Annotated in this window: 15 protein-coding genes; 12 read left to right on the top strand and 3 right to left on the bottom strand. The window is 60.5% G+C overall.

Annotated features, from left to right (window positions below; all coding sequences use genetic code 11):
- The first annotated feature begins 23 nt into the window (after nt 1–23).
- From ACFOJE_RS03810 to argE, 3 genes are all read left to right on the top strand, one after another.
- Nucleotides 24–458, top strand: a complete 435-nt coding sequence (locus ACFOJE_RS03810) for a RidA family protein (RefSeq protein ID WP_377812942.1) — start codon at nt 24–26, stop codon at nt 456–458.
- Nucleotides 455–1,129, top strand: a complete 675-nt coding sequence (locus tag ACFOJE_RS03805; protein WP_377812940.1) for a DUF1028 domain-containing protein — start codon at nt 455–457, stop codon at nt 1,127–1,129. The genes ACFOJE_RS03810 and ACFOJE_RS03805 overlap by 4 nt, the downstream gene beginning before the upstream one ends.
- A 114-nt stretch (nt 1,130–1,243) precedes the next feature.
- Nucleotides 1,244–2,398: an acetylornithine deacetylase gene (gene argE / locus ACFOJE_RS03800; protein ID WP_377812939.1), complete on the top strand. Its 1,155-nt coding sequence runs from the start codon at nt 1,244–1,246 to the stop codon at nt 2,396–2,398.
- Between the two features lie 33 nt (nt 2,399–2,431).
- On the opposite strand, the gene ACFOJE_RS03795 is transcribed toward argE, so the two are convergent.
- Nucleotides 2,432–3,343, bottom strand: a complete 912-nt coding sequence (locus ACFOJE_RS03795) for a LysR family transcriptional regulator (protein WP_377812938.1) — start codon at nt 3,341–3,343, stop codon at nt 2,432–2,434.
- A 474-nt stretch (nt 3,344–3,817) separates the two neighbouring features.
- On the opposite strand from ACFOJE_RS03795, the gene ACFOJE_RS03790 reads away from it, so the two are divergent.
- The 6 genes from ACFOJE_RS03790 to ACFOJE_RS03765 all read left to right on the top strand — a co-directional run bounded on the left by ACFOJE_RS03790 (nt 3,818) and on the right by ACFOJE_RS03765 (nt 11,115).
- Complete coding sequence (locus ACFOJE_RS03790) at nt 3,818–5,308, top strand: aldehyde dehydrogenase (RefSeq protein WP_377812937.1); 1,491 nt, start codon at nt 3,818–3,820, stop codon at nt 5,306–5,308.
- Nucleotides 5,309–5,349: 41 nt separating this feature from the next.
- On the top strand, nt 5,350–6,723 hold the full coding sequence (locus tag ACFOJE_RS03785; protein ID WP_377812936.1) for an aspartate aminotransferase family protein: 1,374 nt from the start codon (nt 5,350–5,352) through the stop codon (nt 6,721–6,723).
- Nucleotides 6,724–6,862: 139 nt separating this feature from the next.
- On the top strand, nt 6,863–7,849 hold the full coding sequence (locus ACFOJE_RS03780; protein WP_377812935.1) for an ABC transporter substrate-binding protein: 987 nt from the start codon (nt 6,863–6,865) through the stop codon (nt 7,847–7,849).
- Nucleotides 7,850–7,890: 41 nt separating this feature from the next.
- The gene (locus ACFOJE_RS03775; protein WP_377812934.1) at nt 7,891–8,694 is read left to right on the top strand and encodes an ABC transporter permease; all 804 of its coding nucleotides are present in this window, start codon (nt 7,891–7,893) and stop codon (nt 8,692–8,694) included.
- Nucleotides 8,682–9,515 (top strand): ABC transporter ATP-binding protein, encoded by an 834-nt coding sequence (locus ACFOJE_RS03770; RefSeq protein WP_377812933.1) that lies wholly within the window; start codon nt 8,682–8,684, stop codon nt 9,513–9,515. The genes ACFOJE_RS03775 and ACFOJE_RS03770 overlap by 13 nt, the downstream gene beginning before the upstream one ends.
- Nucleotide 9,516: 1 nt before the next feature.
- Nucleotides 9,517–11,115 (top strand): GMC family oxidoreductase, encoded by a 1,599-nt coding sequence (locus ACFOJE_RS03765; RefSeq protein ID WP_377812931.1) that lies wholly within the window; start codon nt 9,517–9,519, stop codon nt 11,113–11,115.
- Nucleotides 11,116–11,728: 613 nt separating this feature from the next.
- Here the strand turns inward: ACFOJE_RS03765 and ACFOJE_RS03760 are convergent.
- Nucleotides 11,729–18,391, bottom strand: a complete 6,663-nt coding sequence (locus tag ACFOJE_RS03760) for a DUF3320 domain-containing protein (protein ID WP_377812930.1) — start codon at nt 18,389–18,391, stop codon at nt 11,729–11,731.
- A 388-nt stretch (nt 18,392–18,779) separates the two neighbouring features.
- Here ACFOJE_RS03760 and ACFOJE_RS03755 point away from each other — a divergent pair, with 388 nt between their 5' ends.
- On the top strand, nt 18,780–19,004 hold the full coding sequence (locus tag ACFOJE_RS03755; protein ID WP_377812929.1) for a hypothetical protein: 225 nt from the start codon (nt 18,780–18,782) through the stop codon (nt 19,002–19,004).
- 567 nt (nt 19,005–19,571) lie between these two features.
- On the opposite strand, the gene cspD is transcribed toward ACFOJE_RS03755, so the two are convergent.
- Complete coding sequence (gene cspD, locus ACFOJE_RS03750; RefSeq protein ID WP_377812989.1) at nt 19,572–19,844, bottom strand: cold shock domain-containing protein CspD; 273 nt, start codon at nt 19,842–19,844, stop codon at nt 19,572–19,574.
- A 223-nt stretch (nt 19,845–20,067) separates the two neighbouring features.
- Here cspD and clpS point away from each other — a divergent pair, with 223 nt between their 5' ends.
- Both clpS and clpA read left to right on the top strand, forming a co-directional pair.
- On the top strand, nt 20,068–20,430 hold the full coding sequence (gene clpS / locus ACFOJE_RS03745) for an ATP-dependent Clp protease adapter ClpS (RefSeq protein ID WP_377812928.1): 363 nt from the start codon (nt 20,068–20,070) through the stop codon (nt 20,428–20,430).
- 29 nt (nt 20,431–20,459) lie between these two features.
- Nucleotides 20,460–22,730 carry an ATP-dependent Clp protease ATP-binding subunit ClpA gene (clpA, locus tag ACFOJE_RS03740; protein ID WP_377812927.1) on the top strand — a complete coding sequence of 757 codons (2,271 nt, stop codon included), beginning with the start codon at nt 20,460–20,462 and terminating at the stop codon, nt 22,728–22,730.
- The last annotated feature ends 24 nt before the right edge of the window (nt 22,731–22,754 follow it).

The raw sequence follows: 22,754 nt of genomic DNA, 5'->3' as shown, positions 1-22,754 counted from the left end.
ACCGATCATTGGAAGTGACCCCGATGCCAACCCATACCCGCATCCGCATGTTCAACACCAAGGACACCTACCCCAACCAGTCCCTGGACAACGACCTGTGCCAAGCTGTGCGCGCCGGCAATACCGTGTACGTACGCGGTCAGGTCGGTACCGACTTCGATGGCAATCTGATCGGCCTTGGTGACGCACGGGCCCAGGCCGAGCAGGCGATGAGGAACGTCAAGCAACTGCTGGAAGAAGCAGGCAGCGACCTCTCGCACATCGTCAAGACCACCACCTACCTCATCGATCCGCGTTACCGCGAGCCGGTCTATCAGGAGGTCGGCAAGTGGCTGAAGGGCGTGTTCCCGATTTCCACCGGCCTGGTGGTCTCGGCCCTAGGCCAGCCGCAGTGGTTGATGGAGATCGACGTGATCGCGGTGATCCCGGATGACTGGCAAGCTGAGGCGCGACCATGACCTTTTCCATCGTCGGCCGCTGTCCGGACACCGGCATGCTCGGCATCGCCATCAGTTCGTCGAGCATCGCCGTGGGCGCTCGTTGCCCCTGGCTGCGCGCTGGGGTTGGCGCGGTGTCGACGCAGAACATCACGCTGCCGGCTCTCGGCCCGCAGATCCTCGATCTGCTGGAGTCAGGATGCACCCCGGCCGCCGCAGTGCGCCAGGCGCTGGATAGCAACGGTTATGGCCAGTACCGCCAGGTCACGGTGATCGACAGCCATGGCACCAGCGCCCACTTCACCGGCAGCGAGGCACTAGGACTGAATCACGCCAAGGCCGGCGAGCAGTGCGTGGCGGCCGGCAACCTGTTGGCGTCGACCGAGGTGATCGACGCCATGATCGCGGCGTTCGAAGGTGCCGACGGTGGTCTGCCGGATCGCCTGCTGGCAGCCATGCATGCGGCCGTGGCCGCCGGTGGCGAGGCCGGGCCGGTACATTCGGCGGCGCTGTCGGTGGTGGGGGACCTGGTCTGGCCGGTGGTCGACCTGCGTGTCGACTGGGCCGACGAAGACCCCATCGGCGAACTGGACACGCTCTGGCGTGCCTATGAGCCGCAATTGCACGACTACATCACCCGCGCCCTCGACCCGACCAAGGCGCCGAGCTACGGCGTGCCCGGCGACGAATGAGTGGGTGATCCAGTAGGGCGGATCGGGGCGCGTAACTGACGCTCTTTTCGTCCACTGGACAGTGTGTTGGTGGATGGATAATGCCTTCCCCCGGCATTCATCAACGAGGACGCCATGCTCGACAGCCGCAGCCTGCTGGAAAAACTGATCGCCTTCGACACCACTAGCCGCGAGTCGAACCTGGCGCTGATCGACTACGTACGTGATTACCTCGCTGGCCTGGGAATCGCCAGCGAGCTGATCTACAACACCGAGCGAACCAAGGCCAACCTGTATGCACGCTTAGGCCCAGCCGGTCCTGGCGGGCTGATGCTTTCCGGGCACAGCGACGTGGTGCCGGTGGACGGCCAGGTGTGGACGCTCCCTGCGTTCCAGCTAACCGAACGTGAGGGCCGCCTGTACGGCCGTGGCACGGCGGACATGAAGGGTTTCATCGCCTGCGTGCTGGCCAGCCTGCCGCGCTTTCTCGGACAGCCCCTGCGCCTGCCGCTGCACATTGCTATTTCCTACGACGAAGAGGTCGGTTGCCTCGGCGTACGCAGCCTGGTAGAGCACCTGCGCGCAAGCCCGGAGCGACCGACCTTCTGCCTGATCGGCGAGCCCACGGAGATGCGCCCGGTGCTCGGCCACAAAGGTAAGCTGGCGATGCGCTGCGAGTTGCACGGCGCTGCCTGCCACTCGGCCTACGCGCCCTTGGGGGTGAACGCCATCGAGTACGCGGCACGGCTGATCGGCCAGCTCGGCGAGATCGGCCGGCGCCTGGCCGATCCGGCGAATCATGACGCACGTTTTGATCCGCCCTATTCGACGGTGCAGACCGGCGTGATCCAAGGTGGTCGCGCGCTGAACATCGTTCCGTCCGAATGCCGCTTCGACTTTGAGGTACGTGCTTTGCCCGCGGATGATCCACGGCAGGTGGCCGCCGAGCTGCGAGCCTACGCCGAGGATGAACTGTTGCCGCGTATGCGTGCGGTGAGCGAGCGCAGCGCCATTCATTTCAGCGAGCTGTCAAGCTATCCGGGCCTGCTTACCGAGCCGGGCAGCGATGCTGCACGTCTGCTGGCTCTGCTCTGCGAGCGTGAGGATTTTTCCACCGTGGCCTTCGGTACCGAAGGTGGCTTGTTCGACGAAGCCGGCATCGCCACGGTGATCTGCGGTCCCGGTAGCATGGACCAGGCTCATAAGCCGGACGAGTTCGTCAGCCTCGATCAGTTGGCGCAGTGCGATGCGTTGCTGGTGCGGCTCGCTAAGTGGATGCAGCAGACCTAGGTACACACTCTTCCCGCTTAGAGGAGGGAAGGATCACGCCTCGACAGGTCCCAACTGCGCCTTGCAATAATCGACAAATAGTCGCGCCGGCTTGGTCAATTGAGCGCGCTTCAGCCAGGCAGCAACTAGGCCGGAGCCGGTGACGTCCTCAGCGATGTACACGCAGACCACCTGCTTGCCGTCGTAGGTGGTGTTGCTATGTGGGCGGGTGACCAGCACGGAGAAACCGAAGCCCTGGCCGACCATGCCGCGCACCATCTCGATGGAAGGGGAGCTGAAGACGATGTTGGGGGCCAGCCCCAGTTCTTCGAAGATGCTCACGAAATAGGTGCGACTGGGCAGTACGTCGAGCAGGATCATTGGCTCCAGCACCAGATCACGCAGTGATACCTGCTCCTGTGCGGCGAAGCGGTGGCCTTCGGGCAGCAGCGCGTAGGGCCGCTGCGGTGGCATCAGCGGTTCGGTCTCGATGGTGCCGTCGAGGTCATGTTCGTAGAAGATTGCCAAGTCGAAGCGGCCGCCGGTCAGGCCTTGCACCAGTTCCTGCTGCTCGCCGTCGTGCAGGCGGATTTCCACGCCTGGATACAGCTCGCGAAATCCGGCGATCAGGCGTGGCAGGTAGAGTGGCGCGACCGTCTCGAAGCAGCCGATATCGATCTGTCCGGCGACCACGTCGTTGTCCGCCAGGGCGTTCTGCTCGAACTCGTGGGCCATGCGCAGCAGCTCCTGCGCCTTGCGGTAGAAGCGTGCTCCGCTGGGGGTGAGCGAAACACCTTGGGCATGGTGGCGGATGAACAACTGTACACCGAAGCTCTCTTCCAGGCCCTTGACCGCAGTGGAAATAGACGGCTGGGCGATGTACAGCTTGCGCGACGCTTCGGCGACGCTGCCGCACTCCACGGTGGTAACGAAATAGCGGATCTGGCGCAGGGTGTAGGAAGCCACGGGATACCTCGGTGTGACGATTGCGGCGCTCACCATAGCGCGGTGGAATGCCGCGCCGGCAAAGCATTTTGCTGGGCAGTAGGCAGGTTTTTCATGGCCTGCATGCCTTCTTGCCTTTGCAAGATGCTGGCCGCCGGTCAGGCCGCCGGGTGAGTGCGAAAAACTGGCCTGACAGGTGATGGCGCGAGCACCAAAATGAGGCGCTGCACGTACGAGCTCGACCGCCGCCGATAGCTATGCGCTAGGCGATTCGAACAGGCAACCGGCATGACCAAGTGCATCGCTGTGGATGTATGAGGACGAGCCTTGGTGCTGCGCATGAGCGTGCCCGGATGTGGGGCCGGGTGCGCTGTATTGGCGCGAGCAAAGCCAGCTTTTTCGTATGTTCCAATGACATTTTTAATAATTTTCCTCTCATCGCTCTTGGGCCACCATCAGCTCGCAACAGCATTCAACCGATGAGAGGAGAGGGCGGTGTACGAACTCAGCGACTGGCAGCAACGCGCACAGCGGCAACGCTTTATCGAGGGCTCGATCATCGGTGGTCGTCAGGTCGGTGCGCAGTCCGGTGCGACCTTCGCCTCGATCAACCCGGCCACCGGTGGGTTGCTGGCCAACGTCGCAGCCTGCGATGCCGCCGATGTTGACCTGGCGGTGCGTGTCGCCCGGCAATCCTTCGACTCGGGCGTGTGGTCGCAGCGTGCGCCGGCTGAGCGCAAGCAGGTGCTGCTCAAGCTGGCTGAGTTGATCCTCGCCAACCGTGACGAACTGGCACTGCTCGACTCGCTGAACATGGGCAAGCCGGTGATGGATGCCTGGAACATCGACGTGCCTGGTGCTGCCGGCGTGTTTCGCTGGTACGCGGAAAGCCTCGACAAACTGTACGACGAAGTCGCACCGAGCGCCCCCAACGTACTCGCCACCATCACCCGCGAAGCCCTCGGCGTAGTGGCGGCCGTGGTGCCGTGGAATTTTCCTCTGGACATGGCTGCCTGGAAGCTCGCCCCGGCGCTGGCTGCTGGCAATTCGGTGATTCTCAAGCCCGCCGAGCAATCGCCGTTCTCCGCCTTGCGCCTGGCCGAACTGGCTTTGGCGGCGGGCGTTCCTGAAGGCGTGTTCAACGTGGTCACCGGCCTCGGTGAGAGCGCCGGCAAAGCCCTCGGCTTGCACATGGATGTCGACTGCCTGGCTTTCACCGGCTCCACCGAGGTCGGCAAATACTTCATGGGCTACTCGGCGCAGTCCAATCTCAAGCAAGTGTGGCTGGAGTGCGGTGGCAAGAGCGCCAATCTGGTGTTCGCCGAGTGCCAAGATCTAGACCTCGCTGCCGAGAAAGCCGCCTTCGGCATCTTCTTCAACCAGGGCGAGGTGTGCTCGGCCAACTCGCGCCTGTTGGTCGAGCGCTCCATTCATGACGAGTTTGTCGAGCGCCTGCTGAGCAAGGCCCGCGACTGGCAGCCGGGCGATCCGTTGAACCCAGCCAGCCGTGCCGGCGCCATCGTTGAGCAACGGCAGACCGCACGCATCATGGAGTTCATCAGCAGCGCCCAGGCTGACGGTGCCCGGCTCGCCTGCGGCGGCAAGCAGCTGAGCTTCAACGGCTCGGACAACTTCATCGAACCGACCATCTTTACCGGCGTGGCGCCGAGCAGCCGCCTGGCCCGCGAGGAAGTATTCGCCCCGGTGCTGGCAGTGATGCCGTTCGACAGCGAAGAGCAGGCTGTGCAACTGGCCAACGACAGCATCTACGGTCTGGCCGCTTCGCTGTGGAGCGACGACCTCAACCGCGCCCATCGTGTGGCTCGACGGCTGAGGGCTGGAACCGTGTCGGTCAACACAGTCGATGCGCTGGACGTCAGCACGCCGTTCGGTGGAGGAAAACAGTCGGGTTTCGGCCGCGACCTGTCGTTGCACTCGTTTGACAAGTACACCCAGTTGAAAACCACCTGGTTTCAATTGCGCTAAGCCATGGCCATCAGAGCCGAACAGAACACAGGAGCTTTGCAATGACTGCCCCAAGCCACACCACAAAGGAATATCAGGCACTGGATGCGGCGCACCACATCCACGCCTTCCTCGACCAGAAGGCGCTAAACGAGAAAGGGGCACTGGTGATCGCTAAGGGGCAGGGCCTGAACCTGTGGGACACCGAGGGCAAACGCTACCTGGACGGTATGTCCGGTCTGTGGTGCACCGCCCTCGGCTACGGTCGTGCCGATCTCAACGCTGCCGCCACGCGCCAGTTGCAAGAGCTGCCGTACTACAACCTGTTTTTTCACACCACCCACCCGCGGGTTGTAGAGCTGTCGGAGCTGCTTTTCAGCTTGCTACCGGCGCACTACAGCCACGCCATCTACACCAACTCCGGTTCTGAGGCCAACGAGGTGCTGATCCGCAGCGTGCGCCGCTACTGGCAGATCCTCGGTAAGCCGCAGAAGAAGGTCATGATCGGCCGCTGGAACGGCTACCACGGCTCGACCCTGGGCAGCACCGCCCTCGGCGGCATGGGCTTCATGCACGAGATGGGTGGCATGCTGCCGGACTTCGCTCACATCGGTGAGCCCTACTACTTCGCCGAAGGTGGTGACCTGAGCGAAGACGAATTCGGCCTCAAGGCTGCCCGTGAACTGGAAGCGAAGATTCTCGAATTGGGTGCGGAAAACGTCGCCGCCTTCGTCGCCGAACCCTTCCAAGGCGCCGGCGGCATGATATTCCCGCCGGCCAGCTACTGGGGGGAGGTCCAGCGCATCTGTCGCGAGTACGACGTACTGCTGTGCGCCGATGAAGTGATCGGCGGCTTCGGTCGTACCGGCGAATGGTTCGCCCATCAGTATTTCGGTTTCGAGCCGGACACCCTGACCATCGCCAAGGGCCTGACCAGCGGCTACATCCCCATGGGCGGCTTGGTGCTCAGCGCGCGCATGGCCGAGGTTCTGGTGCAGCAGGGCGGTGTGTTCGCCCATGGCCTGACCTACTCCGGGCATCCGGTGGCCGCCGCCGTTGCCATCGCCAACCTCACTGCGCTGCGTGACGAGAAGATCATCGAGACGGTGAAGAGCGACAGCGGCCCGTACCTGCAGAAGCTGCTGCGCGACACCTTCGCTGAACACCCGCTGATCGGCGAGGTGCAGGGCGCCGGCTTGGTCGCCGCGCTGCAATTTACGGAGGACAAGGCTACGCGCAAACGCTTCGCCAACGAGAACGACATAGCCTGGCACTGCCGCACCGTCGGCTTCGACGAAGGCCTGATCATCCGTTCGACCTTGGGCCGGATGATCATGGCACCGGCATTAGTCGCCACCCACGCCGAACTCGACGAACTCGTGGAGAAGACCCGCCGCGCGGTGGACCGCACCGCCCGCGACCTGAACCTGCTGTGACTCGAAACCGCCCCGCAGAGGGCGGTGCAAGAACCAGGCGCCGGCCCGACGAGGCCGGCCCGCAAGACCCCTTGGGCCATTGGCCAATTCCTGCCCCACGCAAAACCAAAAGCGAGCCAACAGGCTGTGGGAGTGCTTCATGAAAAAGTCCTTGCGCCACCGTATCGTCCGTTCACTCACGTGCACTGCACTGGCCGCTGGCATGGTCGCCACGGCCCAGGCCGGCCAGCTGTCCATCGGCCACACCACTTGGGTCGGCTACGGCACCTTGTACCTAGCCCGTGACCTTGGCTACTTCAAGGACGCCGGCCTGGACCTGGAACTGACCACCATCGAGGAAGCTTCGATGTACATGGCTGCGCAGGCCTCGGGAAAACTTTCCGGCTCGGCTTCGACCATCGACGAGATCCTCAAGTATCGCTCCAAGGATTTTTGCTTCAAGGCGGTCGCCGCCCTGGATGAATCACACGGTGGCGACGGCCTGGTGGTGAGTAAGGACATCGCCGATATCAAGGGCCTGAAGGGCAAGCCGGTCGCCGTCAACGAAGGCTCGGTCTCGCAGTTCTGGCTGTCCTACCTGCTCAAACGGCAGGGCATGACCATGGCCGACGTCGAGGTGCAGAACATGACCGCCGACGACGCTGCTTCGGCTTTCATCGCCGGTCGCGTGCCAGCTGCCGTGACCTGGGAGCCCAACCTGACCACCGTCAAACAGAAAGGCGCTGGCAATGTGCTGGTCGACAGCAGCACCACTCCCGGCGTGATCGTCGACGTGGTGGCTCTGGGCTGCGACGTGATCGAGAAGCAGCCGGAAGATGTCAAGGCGCTGGTCGCCGGCCTGTACAAGGCGGTCGAGTACACCAAGACCCATCCCAAGGAGGCCTACGAAATCATGGCCAAGGGCGTGGGCGGCTACCTCTCCAAACCCGAAGACTTGGCCGAAGCCGCCAAGGGCGTCAGGTTCTACGACCAGGCCATGAGCGAGAAGCTGCTCGGCGTGCCCGGCCAGTCGGGCGACATCGCCGGCATTATCAGTCTGGCCAACGAGACCTGGAGCAGCCTGCAGGGCAAGCCTTACACCGTGAAGTACGAAGACCTGGTTGATACCCGCTTCGTCAAGCCCTGATCGATCCGCGTCGCGTTTAATTTCCAAAAAGAGGTGGTGCAATGGCCACGCAAAAATCCTGGTTGCAGCGCTGCCTGACACCAAAAGTCGAGCTGCCGGGCAAACTCATGCTCGGCGCGAGCAGCCTGTGTTGGCTGCTGGTGATCGGCCTGTGGGCCGGTCTGTCCTATGGCGGCGTGGTGCCGTCGATGTTTCTGCCGACACCGGGCGAGGTGCTCGCCGCCGGCGCCCGTCTGGCCGGTGACGGCACCCTGAGCAAGCACGTGCTGGCCAGCCTGGAAGTTGTGCTGATCGGCTTCCTCGTGTCGTCCCTGGTGTCGGTGCCGCTAGGCCTGCTGATGGGCAGCTTCCGCATCGTCCAGGCGTTCCTCGAGCCCCTGGTCAACTTCATCCGCTACCTGCCGGTGACCTCCTTCGTGCCGCTGTTCATCCTGTGGATTGGCATCGGTCTGGAGCAGCGCGTGGCGGTGATCATCTTCGGCGTGTTCTTCCAGCAACTGGTGATGGTCGCCGACGCCTCGCGCGGCATCTCCAAGGATCTGATCAACGCTAGCTACACCCTCGGCGCCAAACGCTGCGATGTGGTCCTGCACGTGCTCGGCCCGGCGTCGCTACCGGGCATCCTCGACACCTTGCGAGTGACCATGGGCTGGGCCTGGACCTACCTGGTGGTGGCCGAACTGGTCGCTGCGTCGAGCGGCCTGGGCTACATCAGCCTCAAGGCCATGCGTGGCTTCCAGGTGGATGTGATCTTCCTCGCCATCGCCATCATCGGCCTGCTCGGGCTGATCACCGACCAACTGTTCCGACTGCTTCGACTGAGGATTGCCGCATGGGCGCAGTAGCCAAGAAACCCTATATCATGCCGCCGCTCAGCGTGTACGCCGAGGTTGCGGCGCGCCTGCGGGTGGACAACGTCAGTCTGCGCTACCGCTCGCCTAAGGGTGAAACCTTCACTGCTCTGAACCGGGTTTCCTTCGAGGTGCCAGACCGGCAGTTCGCGGTAATCGTCGGCCCGTCCGGCTGCGGTAAGTCGAGCCTGCTCTACCTCACCGCCGGCCTAAACGAGCCGACCGAGGGATATATCTACGTCGGCGGGCAGAAGGTCGACGGTCCCGGCGCCGACCGTGGCATGGTGTTCCAAGGCTATACCCTGTTCCCCTGGCTGACCGTACGGCAGAACATCGAGTTCGGTCTCAAGCGTCGCGGCCTGCCGCAGGACGAAATTCGCACCATCGTCGAGTTCTACCTGGGCGAGGTCGGCCTGGCCAAGTTCGCTGAGCATCACCCCAAGCAGCTGTCCGGCGGCATGATGCAGCGCGTGGCCATCGCCCGCGCCCTGGCCAATGACCCGCAGATCCTGTTGATGGACGAGCCGTTCGGCGCCCTCGACAGCCAGACCCGTCTGCAGATGCAGCAACTGCTTCTGCAGGTGTGGGGCAACAGTAAGAAGACCGTGGTGTTCGTTACCCACGACATCGACGAGGCGATCCTGCTAGCCGACCGCATCTACGTGATGGGCGCGCGCCCAGGCCGGATCAAGGAAGTCCTCGACGTGCAGCTGGAACGACCGCGCAGCCTCGATGTAGTGATGGAGCCGGAATTCATCAGCATGAAGCGCCACATCCTCGGCCTGCTGCATGACGACATGGCCGAGGTGCACTGAGATGAGCGACCGCTACGACTACCTGATCGTCGGTGCCGGCTCGGCCGGCTGCGTGCTGGCCAACCGCCTGAGCGCCGACCCGAACGTGAGTGTGTGCCTGATCGAGGCCGGTGGTAGTGACGCCAGCCCACGGGTGCAGACCCCGGCCGGCACCATCACCCTGTACAAGAGCAAGGTGTTTAGCTGGAACTACTTCTCCGTGCCGCAGAAGAATCTCGCCGGCCGCAGCTTGCACACCCCGCGTGGTAAGGCTCTGGGCGGTTCCAGTTCGATGAACAGCATGATCTACATCCGCGGCGACGCCAGCGACTATGACCGTTGGGAAAGCGCCGGCTGCCCCGGTTGGGGCTGGCAGGACGTATTGCCCTACTTCAAGCGCTCGGAAGGCAATTGCCTTGGCCAGTCGCTGCTCTATCACGGCACCCAGGGTGAACTGCTGGTGGATCGTCCGCGCGATCCCAACCCGTTGTCGGAAACCTACATCCGCGCTGGCGTACACATCGGCCTGCGTCGTAATGATGACTTCAATGGCGGCAGCCTCGAAGGCGTCGGTCTTTACAATGTCACGCAGAAGGGCGCCAAGCGTCTGTCCAGCTACCGTGCCTTCGTCCACCCGGTGCGTGATCGCGCCAACCTGACCGTACTCACCGGCTGCCAGGTCGGCCGCCTGCTGCTCGACGGCAGCCGCGTCACCGGGCTCGAATTGCAACAAGGCGGCCAGTGGCGCACCTTGCATTGCGAGCGTGAAACCATTCTCTGTGCCGGCGCGTTGGGCTCGCCGCACATCCTGCTCAACTCCGGCATCGGTCCTAAGGACGAACTGGAACTGGCGGGTGTGGCCTGCAAGGTTGATCTGCCCGGCGTGGGCAAGAACCTGCAGGACCACATCGATGGCCTGGTCACCGTACGCTCGAAAAACCCGTTGTCGCTTGGCTTCTCCTTAGGCTCGTTGCCCAAGGTACTGGCCTCGCCGTTCAAGTACCTGGCACAGAAGATGGGCTGGCTGACCACCAATTACGTCGAAGCCGGCGGCTTCGCCCGCACGCCGCTGGCGGGTGAATTGCCGGACGTGCAGATGCACTTCGTCCCTGGCTATCGCAGCCACCGTGGTCGGCTGTTCGAGTGGGGCCACGGCTATGCTATCCACACCTGCGTGCTGCGCCCGAAAAGCATCGGCGAAGTGCGCCTGGGCGCGGGGCGCAGCCTGGAAATCGACTTCAACTTCCTCGACGATCCCGAAGACGCCAAGGTGCTGGTCGAAGGTGTGAAGCTCGCTCGCCGCATCCTCGCCCAACCCGAGTTCGACGCCTTGCGCGGCGCCGAAATGCTTCCCGGCCCCCAGGTGCAGAGCGACGAACAACTGCTGGCGCACCTACGCGACTACGCCGCCACCGTGTTCCACCCGGTCGGCACCTGCAAGATGGGCATCGACGCAATGGCCGTGGTCGACCCAGAGCTGAAGGTGCGCGGCGTCAACAATCTGCGCATCGCAGACGCATCGATCATGCCCACGCTGATCAGCGGCAACACGAACGCGCCGTGCATCATGATCGGAGAGCGAGCGGCGGAATTCGTTCGGGCGCCGGCGCCGACGCACTGAGTCTTGTGCCGGCTCGCCTGAGACGAGACGGCGCATTTCACTCAGATTAATACCATCCCATCTTCGTGGATGGCGCACAGAGCTGTCGGGTGCATAGTTGCATGCGAATTTCAGCCTGGAGGGCAGCACTGGGCGCCACAGCAGGAACTCAACCGTCACAGCCACGAGCACCTGCTACCCGATCCGTTTGCCCCGGGCGCGCCGTTCGGGCCGAAGCTGCCGCCCGAGCTGCGCCGCGTCGGCAAGTAGCCCTACTGGCTGCAGGGTGCCATGCCCAGCGGCTATCACGATGTTCGTGGTGGTCGGCCCGGTTCCGGGGGAAGGGGCTACCGATCGGTGCGCGGCATCGCGGTAGAAACAGAGAAGCCCAGGATTCCTGTGGGCGGCCTGACCCGTACTATCAGACGGGTTCAAGTTTCGCCCCTATCGCTGGGCTCGCTCCTTTTGTACGCAGACGCTGGCATCGCGTCAATCCGATGATCTGGCCCCAGGTTGGGGAGGCAGTCAGTCCTGGCCAAGCGGCGCTTCATGCTCGACATCCCTCAATATGACCAGCGGCAAACGACCCAAAGCTGCCTGCTTCATCGGGTCGGAAACGGCAAAAAGCGGACCATCAGGAGAACATTTGGCTGATTGCCGCTTCTATGCGGGCTCTACTGGATGCAGAAACTTTCTGCAATCCGATTTCTCGCGCCATAGCATAGAGCAGCTCGTCGCCAGCCAAGCGCTGCTCGGCAAGCGCTCGTGCAAGAGCCACTAGCTCCAGGCTGCAGATTTCATCGACGGCGCGCATGCTCCCGGCATCGGCAGGACGTCGGAAGGTAACAGCCATTGAGTCGGACTGCCGTGCTGGCCAGAAGAACTGCCCTACGTCTTCGGTGTTCTGGCGATGGCTTCGATTGGCCACGCTGGTTACTCGATCACGAATCCTGGCGCCGGTGCGTGTCCATCCGTGTGCACGAGCAATGCGGCGGGCTAGGGTAGTGTCGAGGATCGGACCTTCCTCTTCGATGACATGTGTAACCATCGTTTCAAGAGTAGAGTCGTAGCGTGAGTCGAAAAAGGCATCTGGATCGACACCTTCCACCGCCGTCAGCGGATCGCTCTCTCGATACAGCCCAAAACCAGTGCTTGAGGCTGACGCTCCAGCGTCTGCACGAGCATATTGTTGGGTTGGCATTTCTAACTCTGGGCTCGTCGTCTCGAGGGAGGGCTCCATTGGTTCTTGTGCCGGCGCCTTGTCTTGCGGGAAGGGGACAACGTTGTCGTAGTCGTCAGCTTCGGTGTCAGCCACAGCTATAGCAGCCTGCCCTACTTGCGCGTCGCGGGCAGCGCGTTGCTCTCGGCTCTTCGCGAGCAATGCCTCCAGGCGTTCGTGGATCTTCTGGGCTGTGCCGGCGGCATCAATCCACCAGTCGGTTGACCAGATGCGCAGGATTTCCCAGCCCAGGCCACGGAGGACATGCTCACGAAGCTTGTCACGGTCGCGTGCTGTCGCGCTGCGGTGGTAAGTGGCACCGTCGCATTCAATGCCGGCCAAGTAGCGACCAGGGGCATCGGGGTCAACGATGCCCAGGTCGATGCGGAAAGCTGAAACCCCCACTTGTGTCACGACCTGCCAACCTTTCTGGCGCAAGGTATTGGCCACTGCTTCCTCGAACGGACTGTCATATCCGCCGAGGCTGCCAACGTCCACCTCGGCTAGGGCTCGCGGGCCTCGCTCGGCAAATTCTAGGAAATGTTTGAGGTCGCGCACACCCAATGCCTGAGTGCGAGCCAGATCGATCTTCTCAGGTCGCAGTGTGCTGAATACCCTCAGTTCATGGCGGGCCCGGGTAACAGCAACATTGAGTCTCCGTTCACCACCAGTCCTGTTCAGTGGCCCGAAATTCATCGCGACATTGCCGGCGGCATCAGGGCCGTAAGTGATCGAGAAGTACATAATGTCGCGTTCATCTCCTTGAACGCTTTCCAGGTTTTTCACGAAGATAGGTTCGAGCTCAGTTTCGGCGAAGTAGCTCTCCAACGACGGATCATTTTTTCGCTCGGTATCGAGCAGGTCTTCGATCAGCTTTTGCTGTTCGCCATTGAAGGTCACGACGCCAATAGTTAGCTTGCTTTCCCGGAAGCCGGGGCTGCGGAGACGCGAGACCACGTCATGCACGAGCGCTTTGGCTTCGGTAGGGTTGGTTCGAGCGCCACCTTTCTCGTAGACCCCGTTTATGATGTGCAGGTTTACCGCGCGATCAGACGTGACCGGGGAGGGGAACGTTACCAACTTGGACTCGTAGTAACGCTGGTTCGAGAACGCGATGAGGCTCTCGTGCCGGCTGCGGTAATGCCAGTTGAGATTGCGTACGGGGAGGTTGGCACTGATGCACTCATCCAGGATGCTCTCCAGATCAGCCTCCACATCCTCATCGTCTTGGGTGGACTCAGCGCGATCGAAGAAGGATGTGGGCGGCAGCTGTTTCGGATCGCCTACCATGACCACTTGCTTACCTCTGGCAATGGCACCGATTGCATCCCATACCGGAATCTGGGAGGCCTCGTCGAATATCACCACGTCGAAGACACTTGCATTGGCGGCGAGGTACTGGGCGATGGAAAGTGGACTCATGAGCAAGCAGGGCGTCAGCTTGGTAAGCGCATCAGGAATGCGCGACATCAATTCGCGTAACGGAAGATGACGAGTTTTCTTCGTAATCTCATGACGCAGGACCCCCCACTCCGAGCTCCTGCTGACCGAGTCCTGAGTTGGTAGCTCGGCGCACAGGCGAGCGCGAAGCAGATCTCGAGTCAGCGCCGTGAATCGCTCGTCCAGGGCCCGGAAATCACGAATACGCTGCTCGTGCTCGACACTCACAAAGGTGCGAATGACCGGTTCGTGGTCGACCGCAGTATTCAGCCACCAGCGGGCGTAGTTGGTTTCAAAGGTATTGCGTACCGACCCTGGCTGGACATCGCCAGCTTCCAGGGCTTCGACCAGTGCAAGCAAACCAATGGATGAAGCTTCGTCGCGAGCCTTTCTCCAAGCGCACCAGGCGCGTAGTACCGGCGCCGATTGCACGAGTCGCTCGCAATGCTGGGACTGCTGCGAAAGCTCTAGTGTGGCGAAGTCCGTGTCGTCCTCCTTGAGGAAATGGCCGATCTCGATCAGTTTTCTCGACTGAGCAATGTACGCCTCTAAGGCTTCGAGCAGTTGCTGGCCGGCCAGGCCTAATTGCCCTTCCGGTTCGAGAAGCGTGTTTGCATCTCCAAGTAGTCGCCCCAGCGCGGACTTAAGACTCTCGACTTGCTCGGGTGTTTGAGCGAGGGCAGCAATGGCACCTGCCAGATGACCATGGAATTTAAGAGCCCGGGCCACGGCATCGGACTTGGTGTGTAGGCCCGCCCAGAGTCCCGCTGTGATATCGCGTAGATCGGCCAGCTCGCCCAGTTCTTGCTCGATCCCCTCACGCTGCCTCAGTAGCTTCAATTCCCCTTGGAGCCCATCGCCGCATTTACCCGACGCCACGAGTTCGTGTTCTTCCTCCAGGCGCCCTTCATGAACAATGCTTCGGCGTGCACGCTGGAAGGCAACAGCCGCGCTCAGCGCGTCGACCCGTGTTTGTAGACCGTCCCATAGGCGGCCCGTGCTCTCTGCTATGGGGGCGAGCGATGCAATCTCTGCTTCGAGCGCTTGGAGACTGCGAATCTGCTCAAGCGTTTCCTTCAGGGCTGAGCCGGCTTCGCCTTGTGCAATAGACTCGAACCCTTGCTCTGTCCAGGTACAGCCTTCAGTTGCTGCGGTCAGCGCTGCCTGCAGGCGTATAGCTGTCGAGAGGAGGACTGGGTTGGTTTTCGCTCCTTGCCATACCGGCACGGTATGCGAACCGGGATCCATTGCATTGAGGCGTTCCCGAAGCTTGCGTATTTCGACCCAGCGTTGGAGATCTTCCAAGACTGCAAGTGTGCCGGGAGACGACTGGGTACTCGTCAGCAGCCTGGTTACGCGACGCTGAATCAGCCAGGACTTCGGCCACATGGACTGTTCCGCTAGCTCCCAATCGTGCAGCAGTTGGGCGACGTCGAGCTTCTCGATTGCCTCAGAGTAGGAGACTGACAGTGCTTCCTGATGCTTCGTTACCTCGGCTAGCGCATCAACTCCTTGGTTTAACAGGATTATGCTCGCTACCGGCCATGGTTGAGCGAGTTTGGATTTCTGCTCCGAGTGTCGGGCTAGCAGAGTAAGGCCTCGTTGGCACTCTTCCAGAGTGCTGGATGTCCAGCAACTGGGGAGTGTTTGGTTCAGCTGTTGATGCTGCTCGATCAACTGCAGCCCTGTCTCCAGGCGCTGACCTATTGTCCTGGCATCGGGACGCAGCACGAAGCGCCAGTCTTGCCCCGCAGCGAGCGGGAGAATCTTGGCGAGTACCGATAGCCCCTGGAGTGTGGTGGCATTGGACGGCAACGAGGGTAGGCCTGCCATCTGGGCATAGCGCTCATTGGCCTTCTCGACAGTGCGAATGGATGGAATGAGCTCACGTGCCGCATCGATGACCTGCTGTTGCCAGGTGGGTGACCAGTCATTGTTGCCGATCAGGTGCAGGGGATGGCTGGCCAACGCGTTGAGGCCAACAGCGTGTGCATTGACTTCCAGGCGGTCAGCCGCCTCGCGCATGGCGAACATGTCGGAGGGCTGATGCTGTAGGTGCGAGCCCCAGCTCAGTCCGATCAGGGGCAGATCCTTGTTGCTGATGACAACGCCGATGGCATCGTAAATCGAGTACCCATTGGGGTAGCGCTCATGCAGGCGCTCAACGTAGAGGTTCAGATTTTCCCGCAGGCTCTGGAGCCGCTGGGCCTCCATCTGCCAGGTCGCGGCATCTGAGGTGCCGCGTGCCTCCCAGGCAGAATGAAGCTGTGAGAGAACTTCCGTTTTTTTGGACTTGCTCGAGTGCACCTCAAGACAAAATTCGCCCAGGCCGACTTCCCTCAGTCGACGGTACACCACGTCCAGTGCGGCGATCTTTTCAGAGACAAAGAGCACCCGTTTCTGCTGCGCGATGAACTGGGCAATCATGTTCACGATTGTTTGGCTCTTACCGGTGCCCGGTGGCCCGATCAGAACGAAATCACGCCCCTGAGCAGCAGACAGCACCGCAGACAGCTGCGACGAGTCGGAGGGGAGGGGGCAGAAGACTTTCTGTGGGCTGTACTCGGCATCCAGTTTCCGCTCATCCGGGAAAGTGCCACCGCTGCCATTGAATGCATCGCGAGGGGTATCCAGCAGGTGCCGTACCACAGGGCTTTGCCGAAGCGCTTCCGAGCGCTCCGAGAGGTCTTTCCACATCAGGTATTTGGCGAACGAGAACATAGAGAGCACGACGTCTTCGCTAATCTCCCACCCTTTGATGTCCTTGATGGCGTGAGCTACGGTACGCCAGATCGCAGCGACATCCAGGCCAGCCTCGTCTTTAGGCAGCTCGCCTTCGACTACGCCGAGGTTGAGCTCGAAGTCCTGTCGAAGCATTTCCTGCAGCGTCGGGTTGAAGCGCGGTTCATCATCATGCAGTACCAGAGTGAATCCTGAGCGTGCGCTTTTTCGCTCAAGGGTTACGGGCACCAGAATCAGTGGCGCGCGATAGCGTTGGTCCTTCTTTCCTTCTCGTGTCCAGGTCAGGAATCCCAGTGCCAGGAACAGAGTATTGGAGCCACCTTCCTGCAGGTTTGTCCGAGCTCCCCGATAGAGCTCCGTCAGGCGCGACTCGAGTTCTGCTTCGGGCAGGCCAACGAACACTTCTCGCTGCTTAAGGGCATCCAGAGCATGCTGTCGCCTGACGTCTTCGCGCTCACGCTCTTCGTGCAGTGCCTGATCGCGGGGATCAGAACCATCCATCAAGTCTGGGCGGGTATGCAGCTTGATCTGCTGACCACTGGCAAGAATATCCTCCAGCGCGCCAGGATCTGGTGCCTCCAGTCGAACCGCTTTCTTCCCGGCTTTGAAGTTCAGTAGGTTGTTGCGCAGGGAGAGGTCGAGGAGCTTTCTCTGCCAGCGTGCCAATCGATCCTTGGGATCGAGCGAGGTGACATCAATCTCGGCAGGTACTTCATCAGGCAGAGCCGGCGGCAGCTCGATTATCAGCTCCTGGCCACTAGCTGCCTTACCATCATTTTGTTGGGGGGCGACCGCTGAAGTATCCCCGCTGGCCAGTGGTTTGATGCGCTGTAGGCGGGATCGCCGAATATCCAGAGCCAACTCGAAGGCATGTTCTTGGCCCTCGGCAAGATGCTGTGCACCTCGCTCGATGGCATAGGAAAACGGAGGGATACTCGGCTGTGTAACGAGTGTGGTTTCAAAGAGTTTCAGCTCATTGAGCTTGATGCGTTTACGCAGTGCCGTGATGTCATCTACGGCACTGTTTGAAAACTCTTCCGCCTTGAGCCAGAAACCAGTGAAGGCATGCCCTTTAGTGAATACCAGCAGTGGATTGAGCCCGGCCTGCTCCAGCGCCGCACAGAAAAGTAAGGACAGGTCGAGGCACGTACCGAGGCCACTTTCCAGAATGTGGCTGGGGCCTCGCACTTTCTGGCCGGACTGTTCAAAGCTTGCCGGGGGAAGGGCATAGTCCAACGTATACGATGCAACCGCAGCCCAGATTGCCGAGGCGATCTCCCATGCATGCGCGGATCCACCGGAATAGCCGTTGAGTGCAGGATCTTTGTCTTGCGCCCGAAGCAATTCGGCAGCCTTTTTCAGCAGTCGTTCAATAGCAATATCATTGGGCTGGACAAAGGCTGCCGTCATCTCCGGAAGATGGGAGAGGCCACCCCATTGGTTGCGAGGAAGTAGCTCCAGACTAATCTCCTGCCGAGCAACCTCCTGTCGTCCCTCTTCATCGGCGCCCTTCGCTGTCAGGGTAAAGACGACCGCAGCGTATTCAGCCTCACTCAGCCGAGCCAGCAGCGCACCATCGATCTGGAGGTCGAGTCCTGGAATAGGGAGGAATGTGCCCGGGCTGAGCGCATCGATGTGCCATGTCTTCGTTTTGAAAACCAGAGGGTCGGAAGTGAGTTGAAGCTCAAGATCGGTGTACTTTTGGTCAGTGTCATTGACCAGGCGAAGCTCCCGGATTACCGGTACCGAGTTCTGGAAGTCAGCCAGGTTCAGCTTGGCGACAAGGGCGGCGTGAACTTGAACAGTCTTGGTCTGCGTAGGCTCCGTGGAGTGAGCTATAGCATGGGTATCCTGAGGCAGCTTGCTGCCGGGCTGCTCGATGACCTCGTCGCTCATGCCTTTCTCCTTGTCCTAAGCCTGGTACAGAGTCCAGGACGTGGAAGACTCTCGCGTCAGGCCCTCCCTTGACGCGCACTTCCCTACATCGCCTCATCGTAGCTGTCGTTGGTAGGTGGTGGCGAGTGGCCAAGTGTCTATGTTGACGTTTCCAGACGCGCTGTCGGATAGGAAGATTCAAATGGCTTGAATCTTCCCGGATTTCCTAGGCACTCGATGTCCGCTTTTGGCTGTTCTCTGCCGGACGCCTTCTTGGCTCACTTCGGCACGCCCTACCACTATTGCCCCAAGGCACCATCACCAGCCGACCTAACCAGCGCAGCCCACTATTGCTCTTGCGCAAGTCACATAGCGTCATCCGCTCCAGAACACGGAGCGAGGTGGCGAAATGCGAGACACGATCTGCGCGGCAGAGATGCCGGTGACCCTGGGCGAGAAAACCCTGCCGGCCAGCCAATGGGCAGCCGAGCGTGGCTTGAAGTGGCAGACGGTGAAGATGCGTCGTTACCGGGGCGCCAGTTGGCGGGAGGCGCTACGCCCTGAGCTGCGTGTTCGCCGCTGGATGGATGGCTGGCTCTGCGGTTCGCAAGTTGCTGGCACTACGCTGGCCTAGGGGTGGGAGGGAGAGGCCTCGGCAGCATCTCCGCGGGATACCCCCAAGCAAGTCGGGGAGCGAGCCACATCGGCCAATACCGAGACCTCATGCACTTTCTACGCAAGCGCCGATCGCCATGCCAATTGCCGGTATCCAGCGGTGGTATCCAGCGCGGTATCCACCGAAACAGGCCGGGGTCAGGCCGGTGTGGATCACATCGGCGCCCCTGAAAGATCGGCCGAAAATTTGGCCGATATCCAAAGGCGCTTGTATGGGGTTGCGAGCGGTTGAGAATAGACCAGGCAGTCGTCATAACCGCACTCGGTTTTTACTGAGGTGCGGAAGGGTAGACCGAAGCGAATTACTCACGCCTGGGGATCAGCCCGGCCTTTGCCTGGTGAGGGGCGCTGAATCGCCGAGGCAAATTCGCCAGCGCCAGCATGACATCCAATAAGTACCCACACTCAGTCCAAAGTGTGGGCTAAAGTGTGGGCTAGGAAAGTATTCAGTAGCGAAGCCTGCGCAGAATGCGGCTTTTAGCCAGAAAAAGGCCGGTCCATGACCGGCTTTTTTGTTTTCCTTTATTCAGATGTCGCTCGTGTCGGCGGCCGATGGCTGTTCTTCGCCGATCATGGCCGGAGCGTCGGCGCTGGTAGAGCAGGGGCGAATGTTGATCGCGTGTAGGCCCTTGGGGCCTTGCAAGAGTTCAAAATTCACGGCCTGGCCTGCTTTCAGGGTTTTATAGCCGTCCATCTGAATGGCTGAATAATGGGCGAACAGATCCTCGCTGCGTCCATCTGCCACTATGAATCCGTAGCCCTTGGCGTTATTGAACCATTTGACCTTACCGCTAAGCATGCCGTCGTCCCTCTGCAAAGACTCCATCTCCTGGAGTATCATCCATTACGTTCCGTGCACGAACGACCAGGTTGGACGAGCGTACGGAACCTCTGATGCCCTTACGGACATCCCTTGTTTTTATCATCGTTTGGCCGATAGTCAAGGCAATGCTGTACTTGTCCGTCCAGGCGGTTCAATCCACTACTATCGTACTCGTCCAACCGGAAGCTTTCTCCCAGCCATGTTCGCAAGCAGTCAGATTCGACTAACATTCAATCAGGATCGCCCCGATGTGCATGAGGACGACTCCTTCGATCTGGTCGTGAAGGAAGCCAGGCCGGAGTTGCAGGTACCACCGATGTACAAGGTGGTAATGTTCAACGACGACTACACACCAATGGATTTCGTGGTCGAAGTACTAGAGAAGATTTTCAACCTTAACCGCGAGCTGGCAACAAAGGTCATGCTGACTGTCCATACAGAGGGACGGGCAGTATGTGGAATGTTTACTCGTGATATTGCGGAAACCAAGGCCATGCAGGCCAATCAGTACGCAAGGGAGTGCCAGCATCCGCTGCTCTGTGAGATCGAGAAGGACGGTTAATGCCGACCGCTTGGGTATGAGGTGAAGCTATGTTGAACCGTGAGCTCGAAGTCACACTCAATCTGGCCTTCAAGGAGGCTCGCGCAAAGCGTCATGAGTTCATGACCGTGGAGCATCTCTTGCTGGCGCTGCTGGACAACGAAGCCGCGGCCACCGTCTTGAGAGCCTGTGGCGCGAATCTGGACAGGCTTCGCCATGATCTTCAGGAATTCATCGATTCCACGACACCTTTAATCCCTCATCATGATGAGGAGCGTGAAACTCAGCCGACTCTGGGGTTTCAGCGGGTTCTGCAGCGCGCAGTATTCCATGTGCAGAGTTCGGGCAAGCGAGAGGTCACCGGTGCCAATGTGCTGGTGGCGATCTTCAGCGAACAGGAAAGCCAGGCCGTCTTCCTGCTCAAACAGCAAAATGTGGCACGCATCGATGTGGTGAACTATATCGCCCATGGTATCTCCAAGGTACCAGGGCATGGTGATCATCCGGATGGTGAGCAGGATATGCAGGATGAGGAAGCAGGAGAGTCTTCATCGGCCGGGCATCCTTTGGAAGCCTATGCCAGCAACCTGAACGAGTTGGCTCGTCAGGGACGCATCGACCCGCTTGTTGGTCGGGAGAATGAGGTGGAGCGCGTTGCTCAGATCCTTGCTCGGCGCCGCAAGAACAATCCGCTGCTGGTCGGTGAGGCTGGGGTCGGCAAGACGGCGATTGCCGAAGGGCTTGCCAAGCGCATCGTCGATAATCAGGTGCCGGATCTGCTCGCTCACAGCGTCGTGTACTCCCTCGACCTGGGGGCTCTGCTGGCGGGCACCAAGTACCGCGGTGATTTCGAGAAGCGCTTTAAGGCCCTTCTCAATGAGTTGCGCAAGAAGCCTCACGCCATTCTCTTCATCGATGAGATTCATACCATCATCGGTGCTGGAGCGGCATCTGGTGGCGTGATGGATGCTTCGAACTTACTGAAGCCGCTTCTTTCATCTGGCGAAATCCGCTGCATTGGATCGACTACTTTTCAGGAGTTTCGCGGTATCTTCGAGAAGGATCGGGCTTTGGCTCGGCGTTTCCAGAAGGTCGATGTCGTCGAGCCATCGGTCGAGGATACGGTCGGCATTCTGCGGGGGCTCAAAGGCCGCTTCGAGCAGCATCATGCCATCGAATACAGCGATGAGTCCCTGCGAGCTGCCGCCGAGCTGGCATCGCGTTACATCAACGACCGTCATATGCCAGATAAGGCTATCGATGTAATTGATGAGGCGGGTGCCTATCAGCGCTTGCAACCGGAGGAGCGGCGTGTCAAGCGTATCGAGGTGCCGCAGGTCGAAGAAATCGTAGCCAAGATTGCCCGCATTCCGCCGAAGCATGTGTCCAGTTCTGATAAGGAGCTGCTGCGCAATCTCGAGCGGGATCTCAAACTGACCGTCTTTGGTCAGGACGCCGCAATCGATTCCTTGTCTACCGCCATCAAGCTGTCGCGCGCAGGGCTCAAGTCGCCGGATAAGCCGGTCGGTTCTTTCCTCTTCGCCGGTCCTACTGGTGTGGGCAAGACCGAGGTTGCACGGCAGTTGGCCAAGGCGTTGGGGGTCGAGCTGGTCCGTTTCGATATGTCCGAGTACATGGAACGACATACCGTTTCGCGGCTGATCGGCGCTCCTCCCGGGTATGTTGGCTTCGATCAGGGCGGTCTACTGACCGAGGCGATCACCAAGCAGCCGCATTGCGTTCTGCTGCTCGATGAGATCGAGAAAGCGCATCCGGAGGTATTCAACCTGCTCCTGCAGGTCATGGATCATGGCACGCTGACTGATAACAACGGGCGCAAGGCGGACTTCCGTAGCGTCATTTTGATCATGACCACCAATGCTGGTGCGGAAACGGCGGCGCGGGCATCGATCGGCTTCACTCTTCAGGATCACTCCTCCGATGCGATGGAGGTGATCAAGAAGAGCTTCACGCCCGAGTTCCGCAACCGTCTCGATACCATCATCCAGTTTGGCCGACTGAGTCACGAAGTCATCAAGAGTATCGTCGACAAGTTCCTAACCGAGCTGCAGGCGCAACTGGAAGACAAGCGGGTCCAGTTGGATGTCAGTGACGAGGCGCGCGGCTGGCTTGCTGAGCATGGTTATGATGCGCAGATGGGCGCGCGGCCCATGGCGCGCCTGATTCAGGACAAGATCAAGCGGCCGCTCGCCGAGGAAATTCTATTCGGGGAATTGGCCGAACATGGTGGCGTAGTGCATATCGATCTCAAGGATGGAGAGCTCTTCTTCGAATACGAGACCACGGCAGAAATGGCTTGAATTTCTGAAGCTGTAAATGAAAAC

It is taken from the genome of Azotobacter bryophylli (assembly GCF_042643485.1).
GTDB lineage: Bacteria > Pseudomonadota > Gammaproteobacteria > Pseudomonadales > Pseudomonadaceae > Azotobacter > Azotobacter bryophylli.
The sequence above is the reverse complement of the archived record's forward strand: the minus strand, read 5'-3'. Positions and strand labels throughout refer to the sequence as shown.